Raw genomic sequence first — 15,093 nt, 5'->3', positions numbered from 1 at the left:
AAGTGGGTTTTGGGGAATGAAAGGGGGAGCAAGATGAATAGCCTTTTAATCATGAACATGATCGCATTTGCGGCGGTGACCGCTTACGCTGTGTATTTGTTTATTTATCTCATTCGAACACGAGCAGCGTACATTCGTCTTGGCAAAAAAGAAGAGTTCCAACAAGACATGAAAAAACGCTTAGAGCGTGTTTGGGTCAATGTATTTGGGCAAAAGAAGCTGTTAAAGGACAAGAAGAGCGGCATCATTCATGTGCTGTTTTTCTACGGATTTATCCTTGTACAGTTCGGAGCCCTTGATTTTATTATGAAGGGACTCGTTCCAGATAGCGGACTCCCTTTAGGTCCGCTTTACGGTGTCTTTACCTTTTTCCAAGAGGTAGTCACACTTCTCATTTTAGTAGCTGTTGTTTGGGCGTTCCATAGAAGGTATGTGGAGAAGCTTGTCCGTTTAAAGCGTGGCTTTAAATCCGGTCTAGTGCTTTTATTTATTGGCGGCTTGATGCTGACCGTTTTACTTGGGAACGGGATGAATATCATCTGGCATGGACACTCTTTATCACCAACTGAGCCAATCGCATCCAGTGTTGCTTTCTTGCTGGGCGGTATTTCACCTCTTGCGGCAACGGTCGTTTTTTATGTCGCATGGTGGGTGCATCTCCTGATTTTGCTGACATTCTTAGTGTATGTCCCGCAGTCAAAGCATGCTCACCTCATTGCAGGACCGGTGAACGTATTTGCCAGCAGATTAGACCCGCCAGGCAAGCTGCAAAAAATTGATTTTGAAGATGAGACACAAGAGACCTTCGGTGTGGGAAAAATTGAAGACTTCCGTCAGTCACAGCTGATCGACCTTTACGCCTGTGTGGAATGCGGGCGCTGCACAAATATGTGCCCAGCAACAGGTACAGGGAAAATGCTGTCTCCTATGGATTTGATTTTAAGGCTAAGAGATCATTTAACCAATAAAGGGGCCGCCATTACATCGAAGACGCCTTGGGTTCCGCAGCTTGCCTTCAGGCAGACAACAGGAAATCAGCTGGCGCTTCAGGCGAGAGGAGCAGGTGCAGAGGAATCGGCTGCCAGCTCGATGTATCATCCTTCTCTTATTGGTGAAGTCATTACAGAGGAAGAAATTTGGGCATGTACGACGTGCCGAAACTGTGAAGACCAATGCCCTGTCATGAATGAACACGTCGACAAGATTATTGATATGCGCAGATATCTTGTGCTGACCGAAGGGAAAATGGATGCAGATGCACAGCGTGCCATGACAAGTATAGAGCGCCAAGGGAACCCGTGGGGATTGAACCGGAAAGAAAGAGAAAATTGGCGTGAACTGAGAGAAGATGTGCACGTGCCGACAGTAAAAGAGCTGAAAAAAGCAGATCAAACCTTCGATTATTTATTCTGGGTTGGTTCAATGGGAGCATATGACAATCGAAGCCAAAAGATTGCGCTTGCCTTTGCAAAGCTTCTCAACGAAGCAGGAGTCTCCTTTGCCATTCTAGGAAATAAGGAGAAAAACTCTGGCGATACACCAAGAAGGCTTGGAAACGAATTTTTATTCCAAGAGCTTGCTGCGAAAAACATTGAAGAATTCCAGAAAAACGGTGTCACAAAGATCGTTACGGTTGATCCGCACGCCTATAATTTATTTAAAAATGAGTATCCAGACTTCGGACTTGAGGCAGAAGTGTACCATCATACAGAATTACTGGCAGAGCTAGTGAAAGAAGGGAAGCTAACGCCTGTACATGAAGTGAATGAGGTCATCACCTTCCACGACTCTTGCTACCTAGGCAGATATAACGAAGTGTATGATCCGCCGAGAGACATTTTAAAAGCCATCCCTGGTGTGACGCTGAGAGAAATGGAACGTCATCGTGAAACTGGTATGTGCTGCGGTGCAGGAGGGGGCTTAATGTGGATGGAAGAAGAGACAGGTACCCGAATTAACACTGCCCGAACGGAGCAGGCGTTACAGGTGCAGCCGTCCATCATTAGCTCAGGGTGTCCTTATTGCTTAACGATGCTGGGAGATGGCACGAAGGCAAAGGAAGTAGAGGATCAGGTAGGTACATTTGATGTCGCAGAGCTTCTTGAAAAATCAGTGTTTGGCGAGGCTGGAAAGCAGGTTTCGTAAACAAAACAGGCCGATGAATAGAATGTTCATCGGCTTATACATGGCGCTGTACATCTGCTGTTTAGACAATATGTAAGCGGTAACAAACTGGAGGGGACATACATGAGTAAGACGGTCATTGTATCTGGAACAAGAACACCATTTGGAAAACTAGGCGGTGCTTTCAGTGGGTTGAGTGCCGCAGAACTAGGCGGAATGGCAATCAAGGCTGCGCTGGAAAGAGTGCAGGGATCACATCATGTGGATGAGGTCATCATGGGAAGTGTTTTGCAGGGAGGACAAGGTCAGATTCCTTCAAGGCAAGCAGCAAGATATGCTGATCTTCCGTGGTCCGTTCCGACGCAAACCATCAATAAAGTCTGTGCATCAGGAATGCGCAGTGTGAGCACAGCAGATCAAATCATCCGAGCTGGAGATGCGGAGGTCATTGTAGCGGGCGGTATGGAATCCATGTCAGACGCCCCTTATTTGCTAAAAAAAGCGCGATGGGGCTACAAAATGGGAGATGGTGCGGTACAAGATGCGATGATTTTAGATGGATTAACCTGTTCTTTTACAGGCGTTCATATGGGTGAGTATGGGAGCATGGCTGCGAAGGAGCTCGGTATCACGCGGGAAGAGCAAGATCTTTGGGCATTAAGAAGTCATGAACGGGCGATCGAAGCGCAGAGAAACGGCTTTTTCCAGCATGAAATCACCCCCGTCACCGTCAAGACGAAAACGGGAGAGCGGCTGATCACAGAAGATGAATCCCCGCGGCGTGATACGTCATATGAACGGCTGTCAAAGCTCATGCCTGTTTTTGATCAAACGGGTACCATTACCGCTGGAAATGCACCAGGTGTCAATGATGGAGCAAGTGCGCTTCTTTTAATGAAAGACACATATGCAAAGCAGCATGACCTCAAGCCATTGGCAGTCGTGCTTGGTCATACGCAGGTAGCTGTAGAGGCAAAGGATTTTCCGAAAACACCAGCCTTTGCTATCGAGAAAATTTTACAGAAAACAGGCAAGCGTCTAGAGGATATTGATCTATTTGAAATCAATGAGGCCTTCTCAGCTGTGGCGCTGGCATGTGAAAAAATAATCGGGCTGGACCGGCGGAAAATGAATATCAACGGTGGTGCAGTTGCGCTTGGTCATCCCATTGGAGCAAGCGGAACACGGATCATATTGACCTTGATTCATGCATTAAAACAAAGAGGCGGCGGTATTGGCATTGCGGCGATTTGCAGTGGAGGCGGTCAAGGAGATGCCATCATGATAAAGGTAGATTAAAAGGGAGGCGTTCATCGTCATGAGTACAGAAGAAACCGTCATGGTCGTTGGAGCTGGTCAAATGGGATCAGGCATTGCCCAAGTTTTTGCTCAGTCTGGCTACACAGTCCTGCTGCATGATGCATCTGAAAAGCAAATTCATCGAGCCATTTCCTCCATGACCAAACAACTGACGAAACGAGCAGAAAAAGGAAAGCTAGCCCATCAGGCAGTCCGAGATATTACGCAGCGGCTTGCCGTATCTACAGATTTAAAGGACGTGCAGCAGGCACGTTTAGTGATTGAAGCTGCATCTGAACAAATGAGTGTGAAAAAACAAATCTTTGAGATACTTGATCAATTTGCAGAGGCGAAGACGATATTTGCAACAAACACATCCTCCTTGTCGATCACAGAATTAGCAGCTGTTACGAGTAGACCGGAGCAAGTGATTGGCATGCACTTTATGAATCCGGTGCCTGTCATGAAACTCGTTGAGGTCATTCGAGCGCTGCAAACGAGTGACGACACGTATCAACTCGTTTGTGAAACAGCAAAGACATTAAACAAAACCCCAATTGAAGTGGAAGACTTCCCAGGGTTTGTATCAAACCGCATATTGATGCCAATGATCAATGAAGCCATTTACACCCTTTATGAAGGCGTGGCAGATGCAGAAAGCATTGACGGTGTCATGACGCTTGGAATGAATCACCCAATGGGGCCACTTCGTCTCGCTGATTTCATCGGACTAGATACATGTTTATTTATTATGAATACCCTTCATGAGGGACTTGGAGATAGCAAATATCGACCTTGTCCTCTTTTGAAAAAATACGTGAATGCAGGCTGGCTGGGCAAAAAGACAAAGAGAGGTTTTTACACATACCACGACCACTCATAGGGGGAGTCAAAATGGATGTTTTGCTTACGGATCAACAGCGACTCTGGAGAGAACAGGCAGCAGAATTTGCAAGACAGCGTATATTCCCTGAAGTGGAGGCCATGGAACAAGGTCAGTTCCCAAGAACACTTTTAGCAGAAATGGGACGACAAGGCTTTCTGGGGATTCCAATACCAGCTTCGTATCAAGGCTTAGGAGCAGATTTTACAACGTATATCATCGCCATTCATGAATTATCCAAAGTGAGTGCGACCATCGGTGTCATTGTGTCCGTTCATACATCTGTTGTGACGATGCCTATTTTGGCTTTTGGAACGAATGAGCAAAAAGAATCCTATGTTCCGCTGCTTGCATCTGGGCAGAAACTGGGAGCATTTTGCCTGACTGAACCGAAGGCAGGCTCAGATGCCTCCAGTATTCAGTTAAGAGCAGAGCGGGCGGGCGACCATTATGTGTTAAATGGTACAAAAATGTTTATCACAAGCGGCGGGGAAGCAGAACTGTATCTTGTCTTTGCCGTGACAGATCCTGCTTCTGCGAAAAAAAATATATCGGCATTCATTGTTGAGAAAGATACACCAGGATTTACGATCGGAAAAGATGAGAAAAAGATGGGACTGCACGGGTCAAAAACCGTTACGCTTCATTTTGATGCTGTGCGGATTCCAAAACAGCAGCTGCTCGGTGCAGAAGGAGAGGGCTTTCACATAGCCATGTCTAGTTTAAATGCGGGGAGAATCGGTATCGCGGCTCAAAGCCTCGGCATTGCAGAAGCCGCATTAACTGAGGCAGTGACTTATTTAAAGCAGCACCCGGCAGGTCTAGAAACGACCATTCGGCTGGGTGATTTGGCAGCGAAGCTTGAAGCAGCCAAACTATTAGTCTATCAAGCGGCTTCTTATAAAGAGGCGAATCGTCCGGTCACAAAGGAAGCATCCATGGCAAAGCTATTTGCCTCAAGAACAGCAGTTGAGATCAGTACAGAAGTGATCCATTTGCTCGGCATGGATGGTTATACGAATCGCTATCAAGCACAACGTTACTTTCGTGATGCGAAAGTTTGTGAAATCTATGAAGGAACAAGTGAAATTCAAAGGCTGGTCATTTGTAAACAGCTAATATGAAACGAGGTGGCTCATGATGCAGTTTCAATTAAGTGATGAACATGAAATGATTCAAAAAATGGTGAGGGATTTTGCGAAAAATGAAGTAGAGCCAACAGCAGCAGAGCGGGACGAGGCAGAAACGTATGATCCAGCTATTTTTCGCCAAATGGCGGAGCTCGGTTTAACGGGGATCCCTTGGCCGGAAGAGGTAGGCGGGATCGGTAGTGATTATTTAGCCTACGTCATCGCAGTGGAGGAGCTTTCAAGAGTGTGCGCCTCTACAGGCGTCACCCTCTCCGCCCACACCTCTCTCGCCTCGTGGCCTATCTATACTTTTGGAACAGATGAACAAAAAGAGATCTATTTAAAGCCGCTTGCAGAAGGACAGAAGGTAGGGGCATATGCACTCACTGAGAGCGGTTCGGGTTCAGATGCCGGCGGAATGAAGACAACGGCAGTAAAGGCAGGCAATGAATACGTCCTGAACGGTGCGAAAATCTTTATTACAAATGGAGGCATTGCGGATTATTATATTGTGTTTGCTGTGACAGACCAAGAAGCTACATCTCGAAATACGACCGCCTTTATTGTAGAAAAAGAGACACCGGGTTTCTCGGTCGGCAAAAAGGAAAGCAAACTGGGCATTCGCTCATCGCCAACGACTGAAATTCGATTTGAAGATTGCCGGATTCATGAAAGAAACCGGCTCGGACAAGAAGGAGAAGGCTTTAAAATAGCGATGATGACCCTCGATGGCGGAAGAAACGGTATTGCTGCACAGGCAGTTGGGATTGCACAAGGCGCTCTTGATGCGGCAGTCGATTATGCGAAGGAGCGCAAGCAATTCGGCAAACCAATCATTCAGCAGCAAGGAATTGCTTTTAAGCTAGCAGATATGGCAACCGCAATTGAAGCCTCCAGGCTGCTCACTTATCAGGCAGCATGGCTCGAAACGAAAGGGCTCCCGTATGGAAAGGAATCAGCTATGTCCAAGCTCTTTGCTGGAGATACAGCCATGAAGGTAACAACAGAAGCCGTCCAAATCTTCGGCGGCTACGGCTATACAAAGGATTACCCAGTCGAAAGATACATGCGTGATGCGAAAATCACCCAAATTTATGAAGGCACACAGGAAATCCAGCGCCTAGTCATCTCGCGCAAACTGCTAGATATGTAGAAACAAAGCAAAGACCACCTGGTGTGAGGTGGTCTGTTTTGGTGCGAAAATTAGTCCTCAAATGTTAAATCATTTCCAAAATTGTCCCATGCCTCCTTATCATTATGATAAAATTGGCAAAAGAATCAATATGGAGGTTTTCATGATGAACACAACATTTATGGGTATTTTAGGATTAGTCACGATGATCATTTGGATTATGGTCTCCACAGAGCTTTCAAAGTCTCCAAAAAAGAAGGAAGAAAAAGAAAACAGCCGCAGAAAACTATTTGTCCTCATGCCTGCGGGAATGGTATGTACGATTGCTATCGTGATCTTATTCATTCAGAGAATCCCGTTTTAAAATAGAGATGAACAAACTAAAAGACAAAAAGCATACCATACACAAAAGCCAGACCCATTTCATGCAGATGATGAGCCCCTTGAGAAAAAATCAAAAATTAACATGATTAAAGGTGGCATAAACTCCCCTAATTTGTTTATAATGAGAGGTATGGTTTGTCGTAAAAATAAGGGATAAACACTTATTATTTCACTGATAAATGGATACATACATGTAATAGAAAGGGAGTGTCTGACCTTGAGTTTGAAAGAATACTCACAGGAACAGCTCAAGCACATGTCTTTAGTTGAACTTGCTTATGAAATTTTCAGAGACAGCAAAACACCGATTACGTTTTCCGAGTTAATAGATGAAATGGTCCGTTTACAAGGAATACAAAAATCTGATCTTGATGATCGCCTTGCTCAATTTTATACAGACTTAAATATAGATGGCCGCTTTATTTCGTTAGGTGATCAGAGATGGGGACTTCGCAGCTGGTATCCAGTTGATCAAATCGAAGAAGAAGTTCAGCCAGCTGTGAAAACAAAAGCGAAAAAGAAAAAGACAAAAGCAGCTGTCGTTGAAGAAGACTTCGATGAAATTGAAGAGGAAGAGGAAATCGAAGAGCTTGAAGAAGACCTTGATCTTGTTGAAGACGACGATGATCTCGACCTAGATGATGATGAGGAAATTGAGGAAGATATAGAAGAATTCGACGAAGATGATGACGAAGATGATGACGGCTTAACAGAAATTGACGAAGACGATTTAGACGATAAAGAGGAAGAGAAATAACCCTCATAAACCGGTCCTCAAAACAGGACAAAACCGTCTTGACTTTCGAGAGCGAACTATGTAGTATGTATTTTGGGCTCTCTAAAAAGAGTACGTAAAGATACGTTCATTTACGCTCCCTTTCATTTATTTGAAAGGGAGCTTTCTTATTTTTCAAGAGATTTAGGGATACACTCTAAAAAGGATGAAGCTGTGCATGTCTAGTCATGCAAGGGTAAAAAAGAGAGGAGCATACGAAATGACAAAGTATATTTTTGTAACAGGAGGAGTTGTTTCCTCACTTGGAAAAGGGATCACGGCTGCCTCGTTAGGCCGCCTTCTGAAAAATAGAGGGATGGATGTCACCATTCAAAAATTCGATCCATATATCAACGTAGACCCAGGGACGATGAGTCCATATCAGCACGGTGAGGTTTTCGTCACAGATGACGGTGCTGAAACAGACCTTGATTTAGGTCACTATGAGCGCTTCATTGATATTAACTTAAATAAGTACAGTAACGTCACAACAGGTAAAATCTACTCTACTGTTCTGAAGAAAGAGCGCCGCGGCGACTATTTAGGCGGAACTGTACAGGTTATTCCCCATATTACAAATGAAATTAAAGACCGCGTGTACCGTGCCGGAAAAGAAACAGGTGCAGATGTGGTCATCACAGAAATCGGCGGAACAGTAGGAGACATCGAATCTCTTCCATTCCTAGAAGCGATTCGTCAAATGAAGAGTGACATTGGCCGTGAAAACGTCATGTACATTCATTGTACCCTTGTTCCTTACATTCGGGCAGCAGGTGAACTGAAAACAAAACCGACACAGCATAGTGTAAAAGAACTTCGCAGCCTTGGTATTCAGCCAAACGTTATTGTGGTCAGAACTGAAATGCCAATGACCCAGGACATGAAGGACAAAATTGCGTTATTCTGTGATATTGATACAAAAGCTGTTATCGAATGTCAGGATGCAGACACGCTGTACTCTATTCCGCTTGATTTACAAAAACAAGGACTAGACAAGCTTGTATGTGAACATATGAAACTTGATTGCCAAGATGCAGACATGACGGAGTGGACAGCGCTAGTCGATAAAGTGCAAAACCTCTCAAAACAAGTCACAATTGGTCTAGTAGGAAAATATGTTGAATTGCAAGATGCATACATTTCTGTCGTTGAATCACTTCGCCATGCTGGTTATGCATTTGATGCAGACGTTCAAATCAAATGGATCAATGCAGAAGAAGTGACAGCAGAAAATATGGCTGATTTCGCGCAAGATGTCGATGGCATCATCGTTCCTGGAGGCTTCGGAGACCGCGGAGTGGAAGGGAAAATTATTGCTACACAATATGCCCGTGAAAACAAAGTGCCATTCTTCGGAATTTGCTTAGGAATGCAAGTTGCGTCAATCGAATATGCACGAAACGTACTAGGCCTTGAAGGAGCTCATTCAGCGGAAATTGATCCTGAAACAGCATTCCCAATTATTGACCTTCTTCCAGAACAGAAGGATGTAGATGATTTAGGCGGAACACTTCGTCTTGGTCTGTATCCATGTAAATTAAATGAAGACTCCAAAGCATTTGCTGCATACAACGATGAAGTGGTCTACGAACGCCACCGCCATCGCTATGAGTTTAATAATGAATTCAGACAGCAAATGGAAGCTGCAGGATTTGTCTTCTCTGGTACAAGCCCAGACGGACGTCTTGTTGAAATTATCGAGCTGAAGGATCATCCTTGGTTCCTTGCTTCTCAATTCCACCCAGAATTCGTCTCAAGACCGACAAGACCTCAGCCATTATTTAGAGATTTCGTTGGTGCTTCACTGCAAGCATCTGAATCAAAATAAAACAAAAAAACTGCCGAGAATATCATCTTCTCGGCAGTTTTTTTATTCATATTCCTCAACGATTTCTTTCACAGTAAACGATAGAGCGTGGTAGACGTATAAGCATGTCATTAAAGCAGGATAACCGAACCTTGTTCCGTCATCAGCGGGCACAAGCGGTTTCTTGAGCTGAAAATCAATATGGACATCACAAAGCTCTTCAATCATGGACGGCTCCTTTTGTGCCGGCCCGACACCAATAACGGGCGTCCCTTGCGCGTGCAGTTCTTTTACAAGAGATTGAATCTCCTCGTCTTCTGGGTCTGAATAAAATAGCAGCACTCTATCGCTTGGATGAAGCAAGCTGCGCTCCATTTGATCAAGCGGCAGCACTTTCGCACCTGGAAATGGCTCCTTGCTTTCAGTTGCCTCTAGGGCTACAGCAGCCAGTTCATTCTTCCCGTGAAAATAAACAGCATGTCCACTGACAATGGCTTGTGCAAGAAGGCGTGCACCATCCTCGATCGCTTCAGCCTGCTTTTCTCCAATACGTGAAAAAATACCTGATAACTGGGTCGTGAAAATTTTTAACAAGACTGATTTCCTCCTTCGGTCAGATCATTTTATAATAGAATATAAAGAGAATATTAGGAAAAATGCTCAGAAAATGTCGTAAAGTAAACTATTATAAATAAAGGAAATGTGAAAATCAAACAGAATTATTTAACAACAGCTCTTTTTATGGCGAAAAATGAAAGCAATGGGGTGTAACAGATGAATGAGAAAATTTTAATTGTCGATGATCAATATGGTATTAGAATATTATTGAATGAAGTGTTTCATAAAGAAGGCTATCAAACCTTCCAAGCAGCGAATGGACTTCAGGCGTTAGATATTGTGAAAAATCATAGACCAAACCTTGTGCTACTTGATATGAAGATTCCCGGAATGGATGGAATTGAAATTTTAAAACGCATGAAATTAATTGATGAAGACATCCGTGTCATCATTATGACAGCCTATGGCGAATTAGACATGATCCAAGAATCCAAAGAACTCGGTGCTTTGACGCACTTTGCGAAACCTTTTGATATTGATGAGATCCGAGATGCTGTCAAAGAATACTTACCGCTCGAAACAAACGGTTAGATGGAAATGATTGAATCGAGTCATTCTGTTGCCGATTTGTCGAATAATTGGTATCCTAGATAAGAAGAAGAAAGCGATCTGACTTTGAAAGTTTACATATGGCGAGAAATTCTGGTCATGCTAGGGTGGAGAGCTTTTTTTAGTAAGCAAATTAGCTACATAGGGAGGATTTTTCATCATGCCTTTAGTTTCAATGACAGAAATGTTGAAAGACGCAAAGGAAAAAGGTTACGCTGTTGGACAGTTTAACTTAAATAATTTAGAATTCACGCAAGCGATTTTACAAGCTGCTGAAGAAGAGAAATCTCCAGTTATCTTAGGAGTATCTGAAGGAGCAGGACGCTACATGGGCGGCTTCAAAACAGTTGTCGCAATGGTTAAAGCGTTAATCGAAGAATATAATGTAACAGTTCCTGTTGCGATTCATTTAGATCACGGTTCAAGCTTTGAATCTTGTGCAAAAGCAATCCATGCAGGATTTACTTCTGTCATGATCGACGCTTCTCACCATCCATTCGATGAGAACGTAGCAACAACTGCGAAAGTAGTTGAGCTTGCTCATTTCCACGGTGTATCTGTAGAAGCTGAGCTTGGAACTGTTGGCGGACAAGAAGACGACGTCATCGCTGAGGGCGTTATTTATGCTGATCCAAAAGAGTGCCAAGAGCTTGTAGAACGCACTGGCATTGACTGCCTTGCACCTGCGCTAGGTTCAGTACATGGTCCATACAAAGGTGAACCAAACCTTGGTTTCACTGAAATGGAAGAAATTGGTAAAATGACAGGTCTTCCACTTGTTCTTCATGGCGGAACAGGTATCCCAACTGCTGACATCAAGCGCTCAATTTCACTTGGTACAGCTAAAATCAATGTAAACACTGAAAACCAAATTGCTTCTGCGAAAGCAGTACGCGAAACACTTGCTGCAAAAACAGAAGAGTATGATCCACGTAAATATCTTGGACCAGCTCGTGACGCAATTAAAGCGACTGTTATCGGCAAAATGCGTGAATTTGGTTCTTCTAACCAAGCATAATTTGATGAGAACCGAAAGCCGCCTGAGTCACAGGCGGTTTTCTCCATATCTTGAGAAAGCGCAATCAAAATTTACATTTCAGACAATTTATTGATAGGAGAGTGGCACGGTTATGTTATTTTTCGTAGATACAGCGAATATCGCAGACATCAAAGAGGCGCACGAGCTTGGCATTTTAGCAGGCGTCACAACAAACCCTAGTTTAGTAGCGAAAGAAAAGGACGTATCATTCCACGACCGTCTTCGCGAAATCACTGACGTGGTATCAGGTTCTGTCAGTGCGGAAGTCATTTCCCTCAAAGCAGAAGAAATGATTGAAGAAGGAAAAGAGCTTGCTGCCATTGCACCAAATATCACGGTTAAAATCCCAATGACAACAGATGGTCTTAAAGCTGTCAAAGCGTTAACAGACCTTGGAATTAAAACAAACGTTACTTTGATTTTTAGTGCAAACCAGGCACTTCTTGCAGCTAGAGCTGGTGCGACGTATGTCTCTCCATTCCTCGGCCGCTTAGATGACATTGGCCAAAATGGTCTCGATCTCATCAGCGAAGTGAAAACCATTTTTGATGTTCATGGCTTAGATACACAAATCATTGCTGCATCCATTCGTCATCCGCAGCACGTGACAGAAGCTGCACTTAGAGGTGCTCATATCGGCACAATGCCGCTGAAAGTCATCAAGCAGCTGACGAAACACCCATTAACGGATGCGGGCATTGAGCAATTTTTAGCAGATTGGAATAAATAAGTGATTGTGGCAGGCGGGATTGTCTCCTGTTTGCCGCAGTTTTCCTTAAAAACGCTAAGAAATGTTTTGTGCAAAGAAGAGAACATCACAGCCTCGCAAAGCTTCGATTATTTTTCTTCCGACAAATTTCGTTTAACCTGTATTCTTTCTCTTGATATTGGCTAAATTTTGGACAAGACCTTTTAAAGCGCGACATCCACAAACAGTATAACTCCAACAGTGATCTTCTTTAAGAAGGGAGACAAATATGGAAAAGTTAAACATTGCCGGCGGTGACCCCTTACGCGGGACCGTACATATTAGTGGTGCGAAAAATAGTGCAGTGGCACTGATTCCTGCCACGATTCTCGCTGATTCTCCAGTAACGATTGAGGGCCTTCCGCATATTTCAGATATTGACACATTACGAGATCTGTTAGAAGAGATTGGCGGAAAGGTCACGTTTGAAAAAGGTGAAATGGTTGTCAATCCTGCTTCCATGATCAGTATGCCTCTTCCTAATGGGAAAGTGAAGAAACTGCGTGCGTCTTATTATTTAATGGGCGCTATGCTGGGAAGATTCAAGCAGGCTGTCATTGGGCTGCCAGGAGGGTGCCACTTAGGACCTAGGCCGATCGATCAGCATATCAAAGGCTTTGAAGCACTCGGAGCCGAGGTGACAAACGAGCAGGGTGCCATTTATTTGCGCGCTGAAAAATTAGTCGGAGCCCGTATTTACCTTGATGTGGTCAGTGTAGGTGCGACCATCAATATCATGCTGGCAGCCGTACTGGCTGAAGGAAAAACGGTCATTGAAAATGCCGCAAAAGAACCCGAAATTATTGATGTAGCGACACTGCTTGCAAGCATGGGAGCCAAAATCAAAGGTGCGGGTACTGATGTGATTCGAATCGAAGGTGTAGAATCTCTTCATGGCTGTAAGCATTCCATCATCCCTGACCGTATAGAAGCAGGCACATTTTTAATTGCTGGTGCTGCGATGGGAGATGAAGTTGTACTTGATAATGTGATCCCAACTCATTTAGAATCAATTACGGCGAAACTTAGAGAGATGGGGTTCACCATTGAAACGAGCAACGATCAAATGCTGATCGTTGGCAGAAATGAAGGACTCAAGCCTGTCGATATCAAAACCCTTGTGTATCCGGGCTTTCCGACGGACCTTCAGCAGCCGATGACGGCGCTGTTAACAAAGGCGAAAGGCACGAGTGTGGTCACAGATACGATCTACTCAGCCCGCTTTAAGCACATTGACGAATTGCGTCGAATGGGTGCAAACATGAAGGTCGAAGGAAGATCTGCCATTATCACTGGACAAACGCAGCTTCAAGGAGCAAAGGTGAAAGCAAGTGACCTGCGTGCAGGTGCTTGTCTCGTCGTTGCAGGGCTAATGGCAGACGGTGTGACCGAAATCACAGGGCTTGAACATATAGACAGAGGATATAGTTTGCTTGAGAAGAAGCTTGAAGGCTTGGGTGCAACCATCTGGCGTGAAAAGCTGAGTGACCAAGAAATAGAAGAACTTCAAAATTCATAAGGCTTTGACTGTGAGAGGAGATTTGGACAAAAATGGAAAGAAGTTTATCGATGGAACTAGTACGGGTGACAGAAGCAGCCGCATTAAAATCTGCTCGTTGGATGGGAAGAGGATTAAAAGACGAAGCGGATGATGCTGCAACAAGTGCAATGCGTGATGTATTTGATACCATTCCGATGAAAGGAACAGTGGTCATTGGCGAGGGGGAAATGGACGAAGCACCAATGCTTTATATTGGGGAAAAGCTTGGGAACGGATACGGACCTCGCGTGGATGTAGCTGTTGATCCATTAGAAGGAACAAATATTGTGGCAAGTGGCGGCTGGAATGCCTTAGCTGTTATTGCAGTTGCAGATCATGGCAACTTGCTGAATGCACCTGATATGTACATGGATAAGATCGCAGTAGGTCCAGAAGCGGTAGGCTGCATCGACATTGAAGCGCCTGTCATTGACAATCTTCGCGCTGTAGCAAAAGCAAAAAACAAAGATATTGAAGATGTGGTTGCAACGATTTTAAACAGAGATCGACATGAGAAAATCATTGCTGAACTGAGAGAAGCAGGAGCAAGAATCAAACTGATCGATGATGGTGACGTTGCAGGAGCCATTAATACAGCATTTGATCATACAGGTGTTGATATTCTATTTGGTTCAGGCGGAGCGCCCGAAGGTGTCCTTTCTGCTGTTGCGTTAAAGGCACTTGGTGGTGAAATCCACGGAAGGCTTCTTCCTCAAAGTGAAGAAGAATTAAGACGCTGTGAGAAAATGGGGCTAGATGTTGGCAAAGTCCTAAGAATGGAAGACCTCGTGAAAGGCGACGACGCCATTTTTGCAGCGACTGGTGTAACAGACGGTGAGCTATTAAAAGGTGTTCAATTCAAAGGCTCTGTTGGAACAACACATAGCGTTGTTATGCGTGCGAAATCAGGTACAGTTCGTTTCGTAGACGGCAGACATAGCTTAAAGAAAAAACCGAATCTTGTCATTCGTCCGTAATCTGAAAGCGGGTATTCATTACCCGCTTTTCATATAGGTGTCAAATGTATATCATTTTCTTTTTAAAGTTGAATATTCTCTGCAAATG

14 protein-coding genes are annotated in these 15,093 nt (G+C 44.2%); 13 read left to right on the top strand and 1 reads right to left on the bottom strand.

Annotated elements, in window-relative coordinates; genetic code table 11:
* Positions 1-33 precede the first annotated feature (33 nt).
* The 8 genes from MHB83_RS02980 to pyrG all read left to right on the top strand — a co-directional run bounded on the left by MHB83_RS02980 (position 34) and on the right by pyrG (position 9,555).
* Entirely contained in the window at positions 34-2,145 is a 2,112-nt protein-coding gene (locus MHB83_RS02980) for a heterodisulfide reductase-related iron-sulfur binding cluster (RefSeq protein WP_268459168.1), read from the top strand.
* Between the two features lie 102 nt (positions 2,146-2,247).
* A complete protein-coding gene (locus MHB83_RS02975) occupies positions 2,248-3,423 on the top strand; it encodes an acetyl-CoA C-acetyltransferase (RefSeq protein WP_342496622.1) in 1,176 nt (391 codons plus the stop codon).
* 19 nt (positions 3,424-3,442) lie between these two features.
* Entirely contained in the window at positions 3,443-4,306 is an 864-nt protein-coding gene (locus MHB83_RS02970) for a 3-hydroxybutyryl-CoA dehydrogenase (protein ID WP_342496621.1), read from the top strand.
* 11 nt (positions 4,307-4,317) lie between these two features.
* On the top strand, positions 4,318-5,430 hold the full coding sequence (locus MHB83_RS02965) for an acyl-CoA dehydrogenase family protein (RefSeq protein WP_137054270.1): 1,113 nt from the start codon (positions 4,318-4,320) through the stop codon (positions 5,428-5,430).
* A 16-nt stretch (positions 5,431-5,446) separates the two neighbouring features.
* The gene (locus MHB83_RS02960) at positions 5,447-6,589 is read left to right on the top strand and encodes an acyl-CoA dehydrogenase (protein WP_342496620.1); all 1,143 of its coding nucleotides are present in this window, start codon (positions 5,447-5,449) and stop codon (positions 6,587-6,589) included.
* 145 nt (positions 6,590-6,734) lie between these two features.
* Positions 6,735-6,932, top strand: coding sequence for a hypothetical protein (locus MHB83_RS02955; RefSeq protein ID WP_050944448.1), 198 nt, complete (start codon positions 6,735-6,737; stop codon positions 6,930-6,932).
* Between the two features lie 237 nt (positions 6,933-7,169).
* Positions 7,170-7,709: a DNA-directed RNA polymerase subunit delta gene (gene rpoE, locus MHB83_RS02950; RefSeq protein ID WP_003214586.1), complete on the top strand. Its 540-nt coding sequence runs from the start codon at positions 7,170-7,172 to the stop codon at positions 7,707-7,709.
* Between the two features lie 238 nt (positions 7,710-7,947).
* Positions 7,948-9,555, top strand: a complete 1,608-nt coding sequence (pyrG, locus tag MHB83_RS02945) for a CTP synthase (glutamine hydrolyzing) (RefSeq protein ID WP_003215143.1) — start codon at positions 7,948-7,950, stop codon at positions 9,553-9,555.
* Between the two features lie 42 nt (positions 9,556-9,597).
* Here the strand turns inward: pyrG and MHB83_RS02940 are convergent, their stop codons facing one another.
* Positions 9,598-10,128 carry a DUF2529 domain-containing protein gene (locus MHB83_RS02940; protein WP_342496619.1) on the bottom strand — a complete coding sequence of 177 codons (531 nt, stop codon included), beginning with the start codon at positions 10,126-10,128 and terminating at the stop codon, positions 9,598-9,600.
* Between the two features lie 180 nt (positions 10,129-10,308).
* Here MHB83_RS02940 and MHB83_RS02935 point away from each other — a divergent pair, with 180 nt between their 5' ends.
* The 5 genes from MHB83_RS02935 (at position 10,309) to glpX (ending at position 15,005) form a co-directional block, all read left to right on the top strand.
* Entirely contained in the window at positions 10,309-10,683 is a 375-nt protein-coding gene (locus MHB83_RS02935; RefSeq protein ID WP_003214681.1) for a response regulator, read from the top strand.
* 178 nt (positions 10,684-10,861) lie between these two features.
* Complete coding sequence (locus MHB83_RS02930; protein WP_003214879.1) at positions 10,862-11,719, top strand: class II fructose-bisphosphate aldolase; 858 nt, start codon at positions 10,862-10,864, stop codon at positions 11,717-11,719.
* 112 nt (positions 11,720-11,831) lie between these two features.
* Positions 11,832-12,470, top strand: a complete 639-nt coding sequence (gene fsa / locus MHB83_RS02925; RefSeq protein ID WP_003215343.1) for a fructose-6-phosphate aldolase — start codon at positions 11,832-11,834, stop codon at positions 12,468-12,470.
* Between the two features lie 247 nt (positions 12,471-12,717).
* Complete coding sequence (locus MHB83_RS02920; RefSeq protein ID WP_003214820.1) at positions 12,718-14,007, top strand: UDP-N-acetylglucosamine 1-carboxyvinyltransferase; 1,290 nt, start codon at positions 12,718-12,720, stop codon at positions 14,005-14,007.
* 32 nt (positions 14,008-14,039) lie between these two features.
* Positions 14,040-15,005 carry a class II fructose-bisphosphatase gene (gene glpX / locus MHB83_RS02915; RefSeq protein WP_003214904.1) on the top strand — a complete coding sequence of 322 codons (966 nt, stop codon included), beginning with the start codon at positions 14,040-14,042 and terminating at the stop codon, positions 15,003-15,005.
* Positions 15,006-15,093 lie beyond the last annotated feature (88 nt).

This window comes from Bacillus sp. FSL K6-3149 (assembly GCF_038630515.1).
GTDB classification, from domain to species: domain Bacteria; phylum Bacillota; class Bacilli; order Bacillales; family Bacillaceae; genus Bacillus; species Bacillus pumilus.
This window is presented reverse-complemented; position numbering and strand designations above follow the sequence as displayed.

What these genes read in the sequence shown, in the direction of transcription:
- MHB83_RS02960 (WP_342496620.1), top strand. Translation starts at nt 5,447, where the DNA reads ATGCAGTTTCAATTAAGTGATGAACATGAAATGATTCAAAAAATGGTG.
- MHB83_RS02980 (WP_268459168.1), top strand. Translation starts at nt 34, where the DNA reads ATGAATAGCCTTTTAATCATGAACATGATCGCATTTGCGGCGGTGACC.
- MHB83_RS02965 (WP_137054270.1), top strand. Translation starts at nt 4,318, where the DNA reads ATGGATGTTTTGCTTACGGATCAACAGCGACTCTGGAGAGAACAGGCA.
- MHB83_RS02920 (WP_003214820.1), top strand. Translation starts at nt 12,718, where the DNA reads ATGGAAAAGTTAAACATTGCCGGCGGTGACCCCTTACGCGGGACCGTA.
- MHB83_RS02935 (WP_003214681.1), top strand. Translation starts at nt 10,309, where the DNA reads ATGAATGAGAAAATTTTAATTGTCGATGATCAATATGGTATTAGAATA.
- MHB83_RS02955 (WP_050944448.1), top strand. Translation starts at nt 6,735, where the DNA reads ATGAACACAACATTTATGGGTATTTTAGGATTAGTCACGATGATCATT.
- MHB83_RS02930 (WP_003214879.1), top strand. Translation starts at nt 10,862, where the DNA reads ATGCCTTTAGTTTCAATGACAGAAATGTTGAAAGACGCAAAGGAAAAA.
- fsa (WP_003215343.1), top strand. Translation starts at nt 11,832, where the DNA reads ATGTTATTTTTCGTAGATACAGCGAATATCGCAGACATCAAAGAGGCG.
- MHB83_RS02970 (WP_342496621.1), top strand. Translation starts at nt 3,443, where the DNA reads ATGAGTACAGAAGAAACCGTCATGGTCGTTGGAGCTGGTCAAATGGGA.
- pyrG (WP_003215143.1), top strand. Translation starts at nt 7,948, where the DNA reads ATGACAAAGTATATTTTTGTAACAGGAGGAGTTGTTTCCTCACTTGGA.
- MHB83_RS02975 (WP_342496622.1), top strand. Translation starts at nt 2,248, where the DNA reads ATGAGTAAGACGGTCATTGTATCTGGAACAAGAACACCATTTGGAAAA.
- glpX (WP_003214904.1), top strand. Translation starts at nt 14,040, where the DNA reads ATGGAAAGAAGTTTATCGATGGAACTAGTACGGGTGACAGAAGCAGCC.